The 16,911-nt window shown below is 61.2% G+C and carries 13 protein-coding genes and 1 tRNA gene; 9 read left to right on the top strand and 5 right to left on the bottom strand.

Features of this window, described 5'->3' with window-relative positions:
• Positions 1-205 precede the first annotated feature (205 nt).
• From aceA to BGO64_RS19230, 4 genes are all read right to left on the bottom strand, one after another.
• On the bottom strand, positions 206-1,519 hold the full coding sequence (aceA, locus tag BGO64_RS19245) for an isocitrate lyase (RefSeq protein WP_041214877.1): 1,314 nt from the start codon (positions 1,517-1,519) through the stop codon (positions 206-208).
• A 69-nt stretch (positions 1,520-1,588) separates the two neighbouring features.
• The gene (gene aceB / locus BGO64_RS19240; RefSeq protein WP_286701210.1) at positions 1,589-3,196 is read right to left on the bottom strand and encodes a malate synthase A; all 1,608 of its coding nucleotides are present in this window, start codon (positions 3,194-3,196) and stop codon (positions 1,589-1,591) included.
• Positions 3,197-3,888: 692 nt separating this feature from the next.
• Entirely contained in the window at positions 3,889-4,029 is a 141-nt protein-coding gene (locus BGO64_RS19235) for a hypothetical protein (protein WP_010675269.1), read from the bottom strand.
• Between the two features lie 257 nt (positions 4,030-4,286).
• Positions 4,287-4,363, bottom strand: a tRNA-Pro gene (locus BGO64_RS19230).
• A 378-nt stretch (positions 4,364-4,741) separates the two neighbouring features.
• Here BGO64_RS19230 and tadA point away from each other — a divergent pair.
• From tadA to BGO64_RS19185, 9 genes are all read left to right on the top strand, one after another.
• A complete protein-coding gene (gene tadA / locus BGO64_RS19225) occupies positions 4,742-5,290 on the top strand; it encodes a tRNA adenosine(34) deaminase TadA (protein WP_080770013.1) in 549 nt (182 codons plus the stop codon).
• A gap of 167 nt (positions 5,291-5,457) precedes the next feature.
• The gene (locus BGO64_RS19220; protein WP_221365616.1) at positions 5,458-7,695 is read left to right on the top strand and encodes an ABC transporter permease subunit; all 2,238 of its coding nucleotides are present in this window, start codon (positions 5,458-5,460) and stop codon (positions 7,693-7,695) included.
• Positions 7,696-7,712: 17 nt separating this feature from the next.
• Entirely contained in the window at positions 7,713-9,362 is a 1,650-nt protein-coding gene (gene pstA / locus BGO64_RS19215) for a phosphate ABC transporter permease PstA (protein WP_045524164.1), read from the top strand.
• 104 nt (positions 9,363-9,466) lie between these two features.
• Entirely contained in the window at positions 9,467-10,285 is an 819-nt protein-coding gene (pstB, locus tag BGO64_RS19210) for a phosphate ABC transporter ATP-binding protein PstB (protein ID WP_010675264.1), read from the top strand.
• A 108-nt stretch (positions 10,286-10,393) separates the two neighbouring features.
• Complete coding sequence (phoU, locus tag BGO64_RS19205; protein WP_029314752.1) at positions 10,394-11,104, top strand: phosphate signaling complex protein PhoU; 711 nt, start codon at positions 10,394-10,396, stop codon at positions 11,102-11,104.
• A 241-nt stretch (positions 11,105-11,345) separates the two neighbouring features.
• Positions 11,346-12,665: a polyamine export protein PaeA gene (paeA, locus tag BGO64_RS19200; protein ID WP_041213150.1), complete on the top strand. Its 1,320-nt coding sequence runs from the start codon at positions 11,346-11,348 to the stop codon at positions 12,663-12,665.
• Positions 12,666-12,683: 18 nt separating this feature from the next.
• Entirely contained in the window at positions 12,684-13,226 is a 543-nt protein-coding gene (locus BGO64_RS19195) for a hypothetical protein (RefSeq protein ID WP_201985111.1), read from the top strand.
• Positions 13,227-13,521: 295 nt separating this feature from the next.
• A complete protein-coding gene (locus BGO64_RS19190) occupies positions 13,522-14,424 on the top strand; it encodes a homocysteine S-methyltransferase family protein (RefSeq protein WP_286701209.1) in 903 nt (300 codons plus the stop codon).
• A gap of 9 nt (positions 14,425-14,433) precedes the next feature.
• Positions 14,434-15,843 (top strand): basic amino acid/polyamine antiporter, encoded by a 1,410-nt coding sequence (locus tag BGO64_RS19185; RefSeq protein ID WP_043153853.1) that lies wholly within the window; start codon positions 14,434-14,436, stop codon positions 15,841-15,843.
• A gap of 67 nt (positions 15,844-15,910) precedes the next feature.
• Here BGO64_RS19185 and BGO64_RS19180 read toward each other — a convergent pair whose 3' ends face one another.
• Positions 15,911-16,750, bottom strand: coding sequence for a sterol desaturase family protein (locus BGO64_RS19180; RefSeq protein ID WP_202044492.1), 840 nt, complete (start codon positions 16,748-16,750; stop codon positions 15,911-15,913).
• Positions 16,751-16,911: the final 161 nt, after the last annotated feature.

Raw genomic sequence — 16,911 nt, 5'->3', positions numbered from 1 at the left:
AACCTATCCCATTAGGCTATCTTATTCGCCATTTTGAACCTGGGCAGTGCTCGAAATCCTCACGTACTACAGTACGCTCCGGTTTCTGCGCGCTGTCCGTGTTCAAACTGCCTTCAACGATTACGCCTACTGGGATAGGTTCTAAGCCCCATAACGACAAACCCCGGGACTTGGCCGGGGTTTGTTTGCGAGCATTACACAGCTATCAGTGGAACTGATCTTCTTCAGTCGAGCCGGTCAGCGCGGTCACCGACGACTGGCCGCCCTGAATGACGGTGGTCACCTTGTCGAAGTAACCGGTACCCACTTCCTGCTGGTGTGCCACGAAGGTGTAGCCCCGCTCGGCGGCGGCGAATTCCGGCTGCTGCACCATCTCGACATAGTGCTTCATTCCCTCGCCACGGGCGTACTGGTAGGCCAGCTCGTACATGTGGAACCACATGTTGTGGATACCCGCCAGGGTGATGAACTGGTACTTGTAGCCCATGTCGGAGAGCTCCTGCTGGAAGCGGGCGATGGTGGCATCGTCCAGGTTCTTCTTCCAGTTGAAGCTCGGGGAGCAGTTGTAGGCCAGGATCTTGTCCGGGTACTGGGCCTTGATGGCCTCGGCAAATTTGCGCGCCTCGTCCAGATCGGGCTTGGCGGTCTCGCACCACACCATGTCGGCGTAAGGGGCGTAGGCCAGGCCGCGGGAGATGGCCTGCTCGATGCCGGCCTGCACCTTGTAGAAGCCCTCGCTGGTGCGCTCACCGGTCAGGAAGCCGGCATCGTAGGGGTCGGCATCCGTGGTCAGCAGATCCGCTGCGTTGGCGTCGGTGCGGGCGATGACCAGGGTGGTGGTGCCGCAGACATCTGCCGCGAGGCGGGCTGCGATGAGCTTTTGCACCGCTTCCTGGCTCGGGACCAGTACCTTGCCGCCCATATGGCCGCACTTTTTCACGGACGCGAGCTGATCTTCGAAGTGCACGCCGGCGGCGCCCGCTTCAATCATCCCCTTCATCAGCTCGAAGGCGTTCAGCACGCCGCCGAAACCGGCTTCCGCATCCGCTACGATGGGCAGGAAGTAGTCGATGAAGCCCTTGTCCTCTGGTCCAACCTTGTTGGCCCACTGGATCTGGTCGGCCCGGGCGAAGGAGTTGTTGATGCGCTCCACCACGGAGGGGACGGAGTTGGCCGGGTAGAGGGACTGATCCGGGTACATGGTGGAGGATAGGTTGTTGTCCGCCGCCACCTGCCAGCCGGAGAGATAGATGGCTTCGATGCCGGCCTTGGCCTGCTGCACCGCCTGGCCGCCGGTCAGGGCGCCGAGGCAGTTTACATAGCCTTTCTTGGCGCCGCCGTGGATCAGCTCCCACAGTTTGTCGGCGCCGCGTTGGGCCAGAGTGTGTGCCGGCTGCAGGCTGCCACGCAGGTTCACCACATCCTCGGCGCTGTAGCCGCGCTTGATCCCTTTCCAGCGGGGGTTTTCTGCCCAGTCTTTCTCGATAGCCTGGATCTGTTGCTCACGGGTCAGTGCCATATCAGTTCCCTCTTTCATTGATTTCACGTTTCCATTGACTTGTAATGGGGGCCGTTACCGGCCCGGGTCTCACAGCCGCTCGTAGCCGGGCAGCGTCAGAAAATCGATGAGTGTGTCGGCGCAGGTGATCTCGTCCATCAGGGCGCTCGCCTCGGCGAAACGGCCCGATTGCCAGCGGGCCTCGCCCACTTCGCCTCTGACCACCTCCTGCTCCTCGGCCAGCATCTGGCGGAACAGCGCCTTGGTCACCGCCTGACCGTTGGAGAGGGTCTTGCCGTGGCGGATCCACTGCCAGATGGAGGTGCGGGAGATCTCGGCGGTGGCGGCATCTTCCATCAGTCCGTAGATGGGCACGCAGCCGTTGCCGTTGATCCAGGCTTCCAGATATTGCAGGGCGACGCGGATATTGGTGCGCATGCCCGCCTCGGTGCGCTCGCCCTCACAGGGGGCCAGCAGGTCGGCGGCCGTGATGGGGGCATCCTGCTCGCGCAGCACGCCGATCTGGTTCTGGGCACCCGCCGGAATGGTGGCGTTGAACACCGCCATGGCGGTATCGGCCAGACCGGGGTGGGCGACCCAGGTGCCATCGTGGCCGTTGTCGGCCTCGCGCTGCTTGTCCGCGTGCACCTTGGCAAACACCTGTTCGTTGACTGCCGCGTCCTTGGCCGGAATAAAGGCAGCCATGCCCCCCATCGCCAGCGCGCCGCGCTTGTGGCAGGTCTTGATGAGGAGTCGCGAGTAGGCAGAGAGGAACGGCTTGTCCATGGTCACCACCTGACGATCAGGCAGGACGCGATCCGGGTGGTTTTTCAAGGTCTTGATATAGCTGAAGATGTAGTCCCAGCGACCGCAGTTGAGGGCAACGATGTGATCCTTCATCTGATAGAGCAGCTCGTCCATCTCGAATACCGCCGGCAGGGTCTCGATGAGTACGGTGGCCTTGATGGTACCGCGGGGCAGACCGAATTTGTCCTCGGTCCAGGCGAACACCTCGCTCCACCAGCGCCCTTCCAGATGGCTCTGCAGCTTGGGTACGTAGAAGTAGGGACCGGAGCCCTTGGCCAGCAGCGCCTTGTGGTTGTGCAGGAAATAGAGGGCGAAGTCGAACAGGCCGCCGGGAATGGGGGCACCATCAAAGGTGACGTGTTTCTCCGGCAGATGCAGACCGCGCACCCGGCAGATGAGCACGGCCGGGTTGGGATTCAGGGTATAGGCCTTCCCCTCCGGGCTCTGGTAGGCAATGGTGCCGTTGACCGCATCGCGCAGGTTGATCTGGCCCTCGATCACCTTGTTCCAGGCCGGGGCCAGGGAGTCCTCGAAGTCGGCCATGAAGACCTTGACGTTGGCGTTGAGGGCATTGATCACCATTTTGCGCTCGACCGGGCCGGTGATCTCCACACGGCGGTCCTGCAGATCGGCGGGGATGCCGCGCACCGTCCACTCACCATCGCGAATATGGGCGGTCTCTGGCAGGAAGTCCGGCAACTCGCCGCCATCGATACGGGCCTGGCGTGCGACTCGCTGCTTCAGCAGCTCATTGCGTTGGGGAGCGAAACGTTCCACCAGTTCGGACACCAGGGCCACCGCATCCGGCGTCAGGATCTGCGCGTAATCGGGAAGCATCTCGCCTTGAATGCGCAGGCGGGTGCTGCTGATGGTCTGGGCCGGTGCCGACATAGTGGGTACTCCTCCAAAAGTTACATTTTGAATTTATTAACTACGACTAACGTCTATATCCCTTTCTTTCAAACTCCCCGTAACAGCGGGGTAACACGATTCATAAGGTGCAAAAGAATGGCGGATTCGTCAACTTGATTTTTAAAACAGGTGTTTTTTGATGATAGTTAAGATGCTGTTTTAAATGGATTTATGTGATTAGTGCAAAAGCTCTTTGCAGATGGTTATGCTCTTGGGTTGCCGGGGCGGCAGGGGGGAGGATTTCGGTAGAGGGGATGGGTTAAAAATGTAACTAATTACGTAATAAAATTACAAATGCAAAAACAAATCCCGACATTACTCCAAGCTTTGCAAAAACAGCTGTATGAAATGCCTTCGTTCAATCCAGCCTGCATGGGGGCTATGAAGTAACCGGGTAGTGAACTGGCGTTTAAAACTAAAATGTCAAATTGGGTCAAAATGGCGAAGGCGAACAGGAGAGAGGGAAATGACGAGCAATAACGTAGGTTTGTATCAAGGCGTGTCCATGAAGGAGAGGGAGGTTGGGGCGCAGAAGATGGTCAATTAAACTGATTTTTGAAGAAAAACCAGCATTTTGTCGTTATTTGCGGTGGCGGTCTGTTGGCCGGGGTCAAGGGCGGTGCCGGACAGCAAAACCGGCGTCTTGAACCGCACTATGGTACGGGCTCGTCTCAGTAATCTTCATCCGGGGCGGCGAGATCGATCACATCGAGGTGCACTGAACTGCCAAACCCGTGCTCTGCGGAATCGAGCTCGGAGGGCGTGGGGGAGATCAGGGGCTGAACGGGCTGGGAGTCAACAGCTTGGGTCATGGATGCTTGCCTCATTGATTGCAAGCCGGTCGGTGATTCCATCACCCTAGTGTCCACCTCCCTGTTTTTATGGCCGGCGGAAAAGTTGCGTATCCTAGCGGCACTTTATGAAAGCTTCAAGTGGTTCTGTATAAAATTCATGCCAATAAAAAGCGGCGACCCGATGAACGGGGGAGGCGAGAGGAAAAAGAGGCAAGCGTCGGGCGTGCAGGCAAAAAAATAGCCCAGTCGTTTGACTGGGCTATTTTCGGGGAATTTGGTCGGTGTGAGAGGATTCGAACCTCCGACCCTCTACACCCCATGCAGATGCGCTACCTGGCTGCGCTACACACCGACGGAGTCAGCTCGGCTGACGGGGAGGAAGTCTAATCGGATGATTTGGCGGGCGCAACTCCTTTTTTATCAGGGAGATGCCGACTGCTTCTTTATTGTTCAGCCAAGATGCAACTTGGGCCCTGGCCGGAGTTTTGGCATAATCGCCGCCCCCTTAGGCGGGCACAGGGTGGCGAACACCCAACTCGGGGCGTTCCGATGTCGCCGAGGCCTTTGGCCTCTCTTTCATTGACAGCATCTTCTGCCGTGGGCTACCGGCTAGCGCGAGGGGGAAGGGGCCCGGTGTGCCCAGAGCCGGGACGCAGCAATCCGGGAGTGCGCGGCCGATGCCGCGCAGGGGCCAGGCAAGCCGACATCATATCGACGAGAGGATCAGGGCGTGAAACCATCTGAAGTTGCAGCACAGATCAGCCAGCGCGAGCAGGACGAACGCTGGATGCGCCATGCCATGGCCCTGGCAGCCAGGGCAGAGGGGATAGGCGAGATCCCGGTGGGCGCCGTGCTGGTGCTGGGGGACAAGATAGTGGCAGAGGGGTGGAATCGCTCCATCAGCGAGCACGACGCCTGCGCCCATGCCGAGGTGATGGCGCTTCGGGAAGCGGGCAAGCAGCTTGAAAACTATCGCCTGCTCGACACCACCCTCTATGTGACGCTGGAGCCCTGCTGCATGTGTGCCGGCGCCCTCATCCACAGCCGGGTCAAGCGGGTGGTCTATGGTGCCCGGGATTTGAAGACGGGGGCGGCAGGCTCTGTGTTCGACATCCTGCTGGATCCCCGCCACAACCACCAGGTGGCACTGACGGGGGAGGTGCTCGCCGACGCCTGCTCGGCCCAGCTGTCGGATTTCTTCAAACGGCGCCGCGCCGAGAAGAAGGCGGCCAGACTCGCCGCGAAAGAGGCGCTTCCTCAAGATGACAGCGGGGCCTGATGGCCCCGTTTGCTTTTATTTCACTGCCAGACCGGCTGCCTGCTTCCCCCCGAATACCAACTGCCACCCCCCGATGGAGCCTGCGCTCTTTGCCGCTGTTGATGTAACAAAACTGTCATGCATCCGCCATATAATGCCGCCAAGCCTAGCTCACATTGAGGTCTTGCATGTCATCGGAATCGTTAAATCTGGTCATGGCGGGCAGTCGAAAACGCCGGATCAAGGATAAATTGGCCAAATATGGCGTCACCACAGGGGGAGCCCTGGTGCTGGTGGCGCTGTTGCTTATCTTCTTCTACCTGCTTTATGTGGTGAAGCCCATCTTCAATGGCGCCAGCATGGAGAGCACCGCTTCCTTCACCCTGCCCATCAAGGGCAAAACCGCCTGGCTCGGGGTCGAGGAGCAAAACGAGATAGGTTACCGCTTCAGCGACCAGGGGAAGGTCAAATTCTTTGCCGTGCAACCGGATGGCAAGATCAAGACCGGACAGGTGATTGGCGAGGCGCAGGTGAACGGCGAGATCACGGCGGTCGCGCCGCCTGCGCCGGGCCAGAAACTCATCGCCTATGGGTTTGCCAACGGCAAGGCTCAGGTGGTGCAACCCTATTTCAAGATCTCCTATCCCAATGACGTGCGCGTCATTGAGCCCAGCCTGCAATATCCCTTCGGCGAGACCCCCGTGGTGATCGATCCCCAGGGCAAGGCGCTGACGCGCATGGTCTTCGAGGCGACCAAGGACAAGATGGCGACCGCGGCCGTGACCGAAGATGGTCGTGGTGTGCTGATGGTGATGAGCGGCGAGGAGAATTTCCTCTCCGGCGAAATCGAGTGGAGCAACCAGACCTACACCATTCCGTCCCTGCCACGCCATGTTGACCAGATGCTGCTGACCCCGAACCTGCGCCTGTTGTTCGTGCGCGAGGGTAACCGCCTGTCGGTCTATGACATCCACAACCTGAGCGACATTTCCCTGCGCAATGTCATGGAGATCAACGCCCCCAATGCCAGCGTGACCCAGGTGGCCCTGCTCTCCGGTGCGTCCTCCCTGCTGGTGGGCAACGATAACGGCGTCATCTCCCAGTGGTTCGAGGTGGCAAAGGATGGCAAGCGCCAGTTCACCCAGATCCGTGACTTCAAGAGTGACGCGCCGGTCGCCCTGCTGACCCCCGAGCACTTTCGCAAGGGCTTCATCAGCGCAGGCAGCGACGGCACCATCAACTTCTTCCATGCCACCGGCGAAGCCAAGCTGCTTGGCGAGAAGGTTGACGGGGGCAACCTGGCTGCTGTTGCCATCTCTCCTCGCCACAACCTGCTGTTGACCCAGCAGGGGGATGACTTCAAGGTCTTTGACGTCGAGAACGATCACCCCGAGGTAACCTGGTCTGCCCTCTGGCAACAGGTGTGGTATGAAGGCTATCCCGAGCCCCAGTACGTGTGGCAGTCCACCTCCGCCAGCAACGACTTCGAAGCCAAGCTGAGCCTGGTGCCCCTGGTGTTCGGTACCTTGAAAGCCTCCTTCTATGCCATGGTGTTCGCGGTGCCCCTGGGTGTCGCCGGTGCCATCTATACCGCCTACTTCATGTCGGCGGGGCTGCGCAAATACGTCAAGCCGACGGTGGAGATCATGGCGGCGCTGCCGACCGTCATCCTCGGCTTCCTGGCGGGTCTGTGGCTTGCGCCCATCATCGAAGGGGCCCTGCCCGGGGTGATCCTGCTGCTGATCCTGCTGCCCATGGGCATGCTGCTCACCGCCCTGGTGTGGAACTATCTGCCGGAGCGCGGCCGCACCTGGCTGCCGGAAGGCTGGCACGCCATCCTGCTCATCCCTGTGCTGCTGTTCATCGGTTGGGGCGCCTTCGCCTTGAGCCCCATCATCGAGAACGCCTTCATGCACGGTGATTCGCGCATCTGGCTGACCCACGACATGGGCATCAAGTTTGACCAGCGCAACTCCCTGGTGGTCGGTATCGCCATGGGCTTTGCGGTCATCCCCACCATCTTCTCCATCGCCGAAGACGCGGTCTTCTCGGTGCCCAAGCACCTGACCCAGGGCTCGCTTGCGCTGGGGGCGACCCCGTGGCAGACCCTGAGCCGGGTGGTGATCCTCACCGCGAGCCCGGGCATCTTCTCTGCGGTGATGATGGGCCTTGGCCGCGCCGTGGGCGAGACCATGATCGTGCTGATGGCCACAGGCAACACCCCCATCATGGACTTCTCCATGTTCCAGGGGCTGCGGACCCTGGCGGCGAACATCGCGGTGGAGATGCCGGAATCGGAAGTGGGCAGCTCCCACTACCGGGTGCTCTTCCTCGCCGCCTTCGTGCTGTTTGTGTTCACCTTCTTGTTCAATACCCTGGCCGAATTCGTCCGCCAGCGGTTGCGTGAAAAGTACAGCTCTCTGTAAGGACTAAGGAATCGACAATGGGTAAGTGGTTTAAATCGGGGGCCCCCTGGATCTGGATGACGGGGGGCGCCGTCAGCCTGAGTCTGGTGGCCGTACTGGGTCTGTTGTTGCTGATTGGCTGGCGTGGTCTGGTCTATTTCTGGCCCCATCCCATCTATGAGTGGCAACTTGAAGATGCAAGCGGCAACAAGAGCGTCCTGATTGGCGAGATCAACGACCGGGAGCTGGTGCCGGTGGAGCGCCTGCGCGCCGCAGGCCAGGCGCTGGAAGGGGAGGATCGCGAAGAGATCACCCGTTATCTGGTCAAGACCGGCAACCGGGAGTTCGTGGACCTCGATTTCCGCTGGGTGCTGGAGACCGATATCAAATCGCGCGCCCAGCCGGCGGAGCTCGCCATGGTGGAACGCGCCACCAACGGCAACTTCTATGGTTACATCACCTCGGTGAAGGAAGATGGCCAGGAGCTGACCACGGATCTGCATCCCGCCTTGCAGCGGGTGCTGGCCCGTGCCAACGGCCTCTCAAGCCAAGCCAACGACCTGCAAAAAGGGGCCATCGGCAGCATCAACTATCAGCTGGAGCGCCTGCGCCTGAAAGAGCGCAAGGCCGAGCTGGATGACAAGCTGACCGATCAGCTTAAAGCCGAGCTGGCGAGCGAGCGTCAGGCCCTGAACGATCGTTATCAGGTGCTGGAAAAAGAGCTCTTCTCCCTGCGTACCCAGGCGGACAGAGACAGCATCACCGTCAAGGACATGCGCGGCGAGCTGGTGACCATGCCCATGTCCCGGGTGCTGGATGTGGTCTGGCCCAACGACATGAGCCTGATGGCCAAGGTGGGTCACTGGTTCCACCAGATAGGCAAGTTCGTCTCCGATGACCCCCGGGAGGCGAACACCGAGGGCGGCGTCTTCCCGGCCATCTTCGGCACCGTCTTCATGGTGATCCTGATGGCCATCATCGTGACCCCGCTCGGGGTGGTGGCGGCGGTCTACCTGCACGAGTACGCGGGCAAGAACAGCCTGACCAAGATCATCCGTATCGCGGTGATCAACCTGGCGGGGGTGCCCTCCATCGTCTACGGCGTGTTTGGCCTGGGCTTTTTCGTCTACACCCTGGGGGGCAGCATCGACCGCCTCTTTTACCCGGAAGCGCTGCCGAGCCCGACCTTCGGCTCCCCCGGAGTCATCTGGTCAGCCCTGACCCTGGCCATCCTGACCCTGCCGGTGGTGATCGTCTCCACCGAAGAGGGGCTGGCCCGGATCCCGAGCACCATTCGCCAGGGTTCGCTGGCGCTGGGTGCCACCCAGGCCGAGACCCTCTGGCGCATCGTGCTGCCCATGGCCAGCCCGGCCATCATGACCGGCCTTATCCTGGCGATTGCCCGTGCGGCGGGCGAGGTGGCGCCGCTAATGCTGGTGGGGGTGGTGAAGCTTGCTCCCACGTTGCCGATGGACGGCAACTTCCCGTACCTGCACGTGGAGCGCAAGTTCATGCACCTGGGCTTCCACATCTATGACGTGGGCTTCCAGAGCCCGAACGTCGAGGCGGCGCGTCCTCTGGTCTACGCCACCTCCTTCCTGCTGGTGACGGTGATCGTCGGCCTCAACCTGACGGCGATCGGTATTCGTAACCACCTGCGCGAGAAATTCCGGTCGCTGGAACATTAATCCAGCCATTACAGAGACGGGCAGGGACCTTCCCTGCCAACCAGATATTCCGGCAGCGGGCAAGACGTTTGCCCGCTGCCACCAAGAGAATTTGAGGTAAACAGATGATCAACGTAACACCGAGTTCGGCCCCGCACACCGCCACCGACCTGCTCAACCTGACCCCGGAGCAGACTGCGCTGGAGGTGAAGGATCTCAACCTGTACTACGGCAACAAGCAGGCGCTGTTCAACGTCAACATGAAGATCCCCAAGGGTCAGGTCACCGCCTTCATCGGCCCGTCCGGTTGCGGCAAGTCCACTTTGCTGCGCTGCATCAACCGGATGAACGATCTGGTGGAGATCTGCCGCATCGAGGGGGAGATCCAGCTGCACGGCCACAATATCTACGACAAGAGCGTGGATGTCTCCGCCCTGCGCCGCCAGGTGGGCATGGTGTTCCAGCGCCCCAACCCCTTCCCCAAGTCCATCTACGAGAACGTGGTCTACGGCCTGCGCCTGCAGGGCATTAATGACCGCCGTACTCTGGACGAGGCCGCCGAGCGTTCCCTGCGCGGTGCCGCCCTGTGGGAGGAAGTGAAGGATCGTCTGCACGACAACGCCTTCGGCCTCTCCGGTGGTCAGCAGCAGCGTCTGGTGATTGCCCGTGCCATCGCCATCGAGCCGGAAGTGCTGTTGCTCGATGAACCGACCTCGGCGCTGGACCCCATCTCCACCCTCACCATCGAGGAGCTCATCAACGAGCTCAAGAGCCAGTTCACCGTGGTGATCGTGACCCACAACATGCAGCAGGCGGCGCGGGTCTCGGATCAGACCGCGTTCATGTACATGGGGGAACTCATCGAGTACTCGAATACCAACACCATCTTCACCACCCCGGCCAAGAAGAAGACCGAAGACTACATTACCGGTCGTTACGGCTAAGGGATGCCGCTGATTGAGATGAGCAAGATGAGCAAGATGAGCATCAACAAACAGATTGGCAGTCAGTTCAACGGCTAAGGCATAATCGGAGCAACAAGGATTACTGGTATGGACAATATGAACCTCAACAAACACATCTCCGGTCAGTTCAATGCCGAGCTTGAGAGCGTGCGCAATCAGGTACTGGTGATGGGGGGGCTGGTGGAGAAGCAACTCACCGACGCCATCGCCGCCATCCATGGCCAGGATCTGGATGCGGCGCGCAAGATCGTGGCCAACGACCACAAGGTCAACGCCATGGAAGTGGCGATCGACGAGGAGTGCACCCGCATCATCGCCAAGCGTCAGCCCACTGCGTCCGACCTGCGGCTGGTGATGGCCATCATCAAGACCATCACGGATCTGGAGCGGATTGGCGACGTGGCGGACAAGATTGCCCGCATGCTGACCGACAACGCCAACAAGCCCCAGCCACCGCTGGTGTCGCTGGAGAACATGGGGCGTCGCACCATCAAGATGCTCCACGACGTGCTGGACGCTTTCGCCCGCATGGATCTGGATGCTGCCCTGGCGGTCTACAAGGAAGATGACAAGGTGGATCGGGAGTACGAGTCCATCATCCGCGAGCTGATGACCTACATGATGGAAGATCCGCGCACTATACCGCAGGTGCTCAACGTGCTCTGGGCGGCGCGGGCCATCGAGCGGGTCGGCGATCGCTGCCAGCACATCTGCGAGTACATCGTCTACTACGTCAAGGGCAAGGATGTGCGTCACACCAAGGCCGATGACCTGAGCGATCTGCTGGGCAAGGGCTGATGGGGCGCCTTGGGTGGAGTTCCCGTCGCGGCTGCACGATGGGAATCCAACTCTGATTGAATAAAAAGGCGCTTTGAGCGCCTTTTTCATTGCATGGCACGGCAGTTCAAGATAACGCCACCCAGCGGGCGCTTTTCTGCTAGAATATGGCCCCTGTGTGAGTCCCGGATGGAGTCACGGTCCGGTTTCCCGGGCCCAGTTTGCCGTCTTGTGCTAAGGCGGCTGTAGCAATAGGTTAATCATGAGTTTTGCCGATAGTTTGTTCTTTCTGATGCTGCTGGTCGCCGGCAGCGTGTTCTTCTCACTCTCCGAGATCTCCCTTGCCGCCTCCCGCAAGATCAAGTTGCAGGTGATGGCCGACGAGGGCAACCGCCACGCCGAGAAGGTGCTGGCATTGCAGGCCCAGCCGGGCAACTTCTTTACCGTGGTGCAGATAGGCCTCAATACCGTTGCCATCCTCGGCGGTATCCTGGGGGAATCCGCCCTCAATCCCGCCATCAGGGAGCTGATAGCCGGCTTCTACCAGGGGCCCTGGCTCGGCCAGATTAGCTCCGCGGCCTCGTTCGTCTTCGTCACCGGCATGTTCATCCTGATAGCGGACCTGATGCCCAAACGCCTTGCCATGACCATGCCCGAGCGGATCGCCGTGGTGGTGGTGCGTCCCATGATGCTGTGCGTCACCTTGCTGATGCCGCTGGTGTGGCTGTTCAACGGCATGGCCAACGGCCTGTTCCGGCTGATGCGCATCTCCATGGTGCGCAACGACGAGATCACCTCCGACGATATTTATGCGGTGATGGATGCAGGTGCCGAAGCCGGTGTCATCCAGCGCGAGGAGCACCAGCTCATCGAGAACGTGTTCGAGCTCCAGTCCTTGGGTGTCACTTCCGCCATGACGGCGCGGGAGAGCCTCATCTACTTCACCCTGCAAGAGGGGGAAGAGAGCATCAAGGCGAAGATCGCCGAGCACCCCCACAACAAGTTCCTGGTGTGCGACCACAACCTCGACAGCATCAAGGGGTTCGTGGATGCCAAGGAGCTGCTGATCCGCGTCATCAGCGGCCAGAGCATCGATCTCAACAGCGGCTCCCTGGTGCAGAACGTCATCATCATTCCCGACACCCTCAACCTCTACGAGGCGATGGAGTACTTCAAGAACCATCGCGGCGACTTTGCGGTGGTGATGAACGAATACGCCCTGGTGGTGGGCATCGTCACCATGAATGACCTGATGAGTACCGTCATGGGGGAGTGGGCCACCCACGTGGTGGAAGAGCAGATCGTCCAGCGGGACGAGAACTCCTGGCTGGTGGACGGGGTGACCCCCATCTCCGACGTGATGCGCGCCTTCGACATCGAGGAGTTCCCGGAAAACCAGAACTACGAGACCATCGCCGGTTTCATCATGTACATGCTGCGCAAGATCCCCAAGCGCACCGACTCGGTCAAATATGCCGGTTACAAGTTCGAAGTGGTGGACATCGACAGTTACAAGATTGACCAGTTGCTGGTCACCCGGGTAGAACCTGCGAGCAATGAGAAGCCCGCTCAGGAATCCTAAAGGAGTTCGTTAACAATCATGAAGATGAAGACTCATTCCCGTGCGCTGGCCTGTGTGGCGCTCGCCCTGGCACTGGGTGCCTGCAGCCAGAGCGCACCGCGCAAGCCAGTGACGCCTGCCAAACCCGTCGCTCCCCAGCCTGTGGTGGTGGTCCCGCAGCAGGATCCCGATGCGGTGGTGCAAAGCGCCGTGGCAGAGCCCAGCCCGGTGTTCGACGAGGAGTATCACGGCCCGGATCAAGGGTCGCTTGAATCGGTCACCGCCCTGTTTGCCCGGGGTTACATCGAATCCGCCATGCGCGAGACCATGCTGGCGGCGGTGCACAGCGACTACCCGCTGCTCGGCATGCGGGACGTACGTCTCACCGACCCTGTTGCCAAGTTCCTCACCTCCGCCCAGGCACGCACCACGGCTCACGACTACCTCTATGCCGGGGTGCAGCGCCGATTGGGCCGCCCGCTCAGCCCCGCCCAGTGGGAGCAAATCTGGCAGGGCTATCCCCATCAGGGCCGGGTCTCCGACTGGGTCAAGCAGACCAAGCGGGTGCTGGCCGGGCGCTGAGTCCTCTGGTTATCGGCGGCTGTGCCCGCCTTGATCCCCTGTTTCACAAGAGGTCACCCCCCCGGGGTGGCCTCTTGTCGTTTCAGTGCCTGGCCAGGTGGTGCCTGTGCCGGGGAGACCTCCCTTTGCCGCCATCATCCTGAGCTTGCCCGGATTTGTTCGTAGTTCCCGATTGCCTCTTGTTCTACTTTGGGTCATGATATTTGGGATTTCTAGCCGTCTAGATGTTTTGATGGCTTAATGTGGTTTCACACAATAAACACCCGTCATGGCGGGGAGGCGCAGAGAGACAGAGATGGACAAGCAGGATTTGTGGGTACTCGATGGCGGTATGGGCCGTGAACTGGCGCGGCGTGGTGCGCCGTTCCGTCAACCGGAGTGGTCGGCGCTGGCGTTGATGGAAGCGCCCGAGACGGTGCGCGAGGTACACCAGGCCTATGCGACGAGCGGTGCCCGGGTGATCACCACCAACAGCTATGCCCTGGTGCCCTTCCATATCGGCGAGGCACGCTTTGCCGCCCAAGGGGAGGCACTTGCGGCTCTGGCCGGGCAACTGGCCCGAGACGTGGCCGACGAACAGGGTGGAGCCGTCAAGGTGGCCGGTTCCTTGCCGCCGCTCTTTGGCTCCTATCGTGCGGACCTCTATCAGGCCGAGCGGGTGAGCGAGTTGGCGACACCGCTTATCCGTGCCCTGTCACCCCATGTGGATCTCTGGCTGGCGGAGACCATGAGCCTCATCGCCGAGCCCCTGGCCCTCAAGGCCCTGCTGCCCGAGGACGGCAAGCCGTTCTGGGTCTCCTTTACTCTGGAAGACGAGGCGCCGGGCAGCGAGCCCACCCTGCGCTCCGGCGAGCGGGTGGCGGATGCGGTGACTGCGCTGGTGGCGACCGGAGTGGACGCCATCCTGTTCAACTGCTGCCAGCCCGAGGTGATTGAAGGGGCGCTCAAGGTGGCCGTCGCCGCGTTGCAGGCTCAGGGGCGCACCGACGTTCGCCTCGGCGCCTATGCCAACGCCTTCCCGCCCCAGCCCAAGGAGGCGACTGCCAACGATGGTCTGGACGAGATCCGCGGCGATCTGGGGCCGCTGGATTACCTCGGCTGGGCCGAGCGCTGGCGCAGAGCCGGGGCAAACCTCATCGGCGGCTGCTGCGGCATCGGCCCGGAACACATCGAGGCGCTGGCCAGCCGGCTGCGTTAAGGAGCGCCCATGAAAGAGAGCAAGATCGGGCTCTGGTCCCTCACTGCGCTGGTGTTCAGCTCCATGGTGGGGGCCGGCATCTTCAGCCTGCCCCAGAACATGGCCGATGTGGCGGGCGCTCGCGCCGTGCTGATCGGCTGGGCCGTCACCGGGGTCGGCATACTGGCGCTGGCCATGAGCTTCCTCTACCTGTCGCGGCTCAAACCCGAGCTCGACGGCGGCATCTACAGCTATGCCCGGGCCGGCTTTGGCGAGCTGGTGGGGTTCTTCTCCGCCTGGGGATACTGGCTCTGTGCCACCATCGGCGTGGTGGGTTATCTGGTGATCGCCTTCGCGGCGCTGGGCAGCTTCGTCGACACGCCGGAGCGGGTCTGGTTTGGCGAGGGCAACACCCTGGCGGCCTTCATCGGCGAGTCCTGCATCCTCTGGGCGGTGCACCTGCTGGTGGCCCGAGGCGTACAGCAGGCGGCCCTGTTCAATCTGGTGGCGACCCTGGCCAAGAGCCTGCCGCTGCTGCTGTTCATCCTGTTCGCCTGCTACTGGTTCGATCCGGTCACCTTTGCGGCGGATCAGGAGGGCAGCACCCTGGCGGTACCGGTCTCCGAGCAGGTGCGTAACACCATGCTCATCACCCTCTGGGTCTTCACCGGCATCGAAGGGGCAGCGGTGCTCTCGGCCCGGGCGAGAAACAAGCGGGATGTGGGCACCGCCACCGTGCTCGGCGTGGTGCTGGCGCTGCTGCTCTATGTGCTCATCTCGGTGCTGGCGCTCGGAATATTGAGCCGCCCGGAGCTTGCGGCCCTGCCCAACCCCTCCATGGCGGGACTGATGGCCCAGATGACGGGTTCCTGGGGCAAGCTGCTCATCAGCGCCGGCCTCATCGTGTCGGTGCTCGCCTCCTACGTGAGCTGGACCCTCTTCTCGGCCGAGGTGCCGTTCAGCGCGGCGCGTCACGGGGCCTTCCCGGCCATCTTCCGGCGCGAGAACCGCAACGGCACCCCCATCGCCTCGCTCTGGCTCACCAGCCTGACCGTGCAGGGCTGCTTGCTGCTGGTGTGGCTGCTTGGCAAGGGGTACACCAACCTGCTGCTCATCTCCACCTCCATGATCCTGGTGCCCTACCTGCTCATCGGCCTCTTCCTGCTCAAGCTGGTCTTCAGTGGCAAGGGTGGGCAGGGCCGCGGCCTGATGCGGGTGGTGGCGCTGGTGTCGAGCGGTTATGGTTTCTGGCTGCTCTACGCCGCCGGGGTGGAGTACCTGCTGCTGTCGCTTCTGCTCTACGGGCCGGGTCTGCTGTTGTTTCTCTACAGCCGTCGCCAGCTCGGCGCCGAACAGCGGCTCAGCGGGCGCGAACGGCTGCTGGCCGGGGTGACGCTGCTGAGCCTGATCCCCGCCGTCTGGTCCTTCGTTCACGTCTGACCCGGGGGGTGTCCCTGTCATGAAAAAGAGCGCCCCTGGGCGCTCTTTTTTTATCCTGGTCGGTGGGTCAACCGCTGGTGGGGCCCGCCGGTTTGCCAAACAGCACGGCGAGCTTTTGCCGCCAGGGGAGGCCACGGGCCTCTTGCAGCATGTCGCGCCACTCGTGGAAGGTGAGGGTGAGAGGGTTGAAGCTGTGGATTGGCTTGGTGATGCCGAAACGGCACGGCTCGCCAAAGTCTTCTTCCACGAAGGTGCCAAACAGCCGGTCCCAGATGATGAGCACGCCGGCGAAGTTGCGATCGATGTATCTGGCGTTGCTGGCGTGGTGCACCCTGTGGTGGGAGGGGGTGTTGAAGATCCATTCAAGTTTGCCCAGCTTGCCCACCACCTGGGTGTGGACGAAGAACTGAAAACCCAGGCTCAAGAGTACGGTGGCCACCACCGCCTCGGGGGGGAAGCCGATGAGGATCATGGGGATCCAGAACAGCCACATGCCGGAGACCGGATACATCAGGCTCTGGCGAAAGGCGGTGGAGAGGTTGAGCCGCTCCGAGCTGTGGTGCACCACGTGGGAGGCCCAGAGCCAGCGCACATGGTGGCTTGCGAAGTGGAACAGCCAGTAGCAGAGATCCTGCAACAGAAAGAGCAGCAAGAGGCTCCAGAGGTTCAGTTCGATATCGAATAGTCGCCAGCCCCAGAGGGTGTCATAGAGATAGGCGATGGCAATGGCTGCCAGGGCATCGCCCCCCTGATGCATCAGTGCCAGGGTGGCATTGGCGAAGAGATCCTTCCACTGGTAGCCCGCCGTGGGATAGGCGGCGCCGTGTTTTCGCAGGTAGAGCATCTCCCAGCCGATGAAAACCAGAAAGAGGGGCGAGAGGTAGAGCAGGAGCAGTTGCACATCCATGTGAGCCATCCGGTTGGACCAGTTGGATGTCAGCATACCGGATGAATTTAAAATTTCATTAACATCCTTGCTCGTTGGCGTGGTGACAACCCGATGGCAAAAGGCTGTGGCAAGCAATGCGCCAGGGAGATGATCTGGGGGGAAGGCAAGCATAGAAGAGG

Source organism: Aeromonas sp. 62-46 (genome assembly GCF_001898585.1).
In the GTDB taxonomy this organism is placed as follows: Bacteria; Pseudomonadota; Gammaproteobacteria; order Enterobacterales; family Aeromonadaceae; genus Aeromonas; species Aeromonas caviae.
This window is presented reverse-complemented; position numbering and strand designations above follow the sequence as displayed.

Excerpts from the sequence above, each read along its gene's own strand:
- aceA (WP_041214877.1), bottom strand. The coding sequence starts at position 1,519 with ATGGCACTGACCCGTGAGCAACAGATCCAGGCTATCGAGAAAGACTGG.
- BGO64_RS19185 (WP_043153853.1), top strand. The coding sequence starts at position 14,434 with ATGAAAGAGAGCAAGATCGGGCTCTGGTCCCTCACTGCGCTGGTGTTC.
- BGO64_RS19220 (WP_221365616.1), top strand. The coding sequence starts at position 5,458 with ATGTCATCGGAATCGTTAAATCTGGTCATGGCGGGCAGTCGAAAACGC.
- BGO64_RS19235 (WP_010675269.1), bottom strand. The coding sequence starts at position 4,029 with ATGACCCAAGCTGTTGACTCCCAGCCCGTTCAGCCCCTGATCTCCCCC.
- pstB (WP_010675264.1), top strand. The coding sequence starts at position 9,467 with ATGATCAACGTAACACCGAGTTCGGCCCCGCACACCGCCACCGACCTG.
- BGO64_RS19195 (WP_201985111.1), top strand. The coding sequence starts at position 12,684 with ATGAAGATGAAGACTCATTCCCGTGCGCTGGCCTGTGTGGCGCTCGCC.
- BGO64_RS19180 (WP_202044492.1), bottom strand. The coding sequence starts at position 16,750 with ATGGATGTGCAACTGCTCCTGCTCTACCTCTCGCCCCTCTTTCTGGTT.
- phoU (WP_029314752.1), top strand. The coding sequence starts at position 10,394 with ATGGACAATATGAACCTCAACAAACACATCTCCGGTCAGTTCAATGCC.
- aceB (WP_286701210.1), bottom strand. The coding sequence starts at position 3,196 with ATGTCGGCACCGGCCCAGACCATCAGCAGCACCCGCCTGCGCATTCAA.
- paeA (WP_041213150.1), top strand. The coding sequence starts at position 11,346 with ATGAGTTTTGCCGATAGTTTGTTCTTTCTGATGCTGCTGGTCGCCGGC.
- pstA (WP_045524164.1), top strand. The coding sequence starts at position 7,713 with ATGGGTAAGTGGTTTAAATCGGGGGCCCCCTGGATCTGGATGACGGGG.
- BGO64_RS19190 (WP_286701209.1), top strand. The coding sequence starts at position 13,522 with ATGGACAAGCAGGATTTGTGGGTACTCGATGGCGGTATGGGCCGTGAA.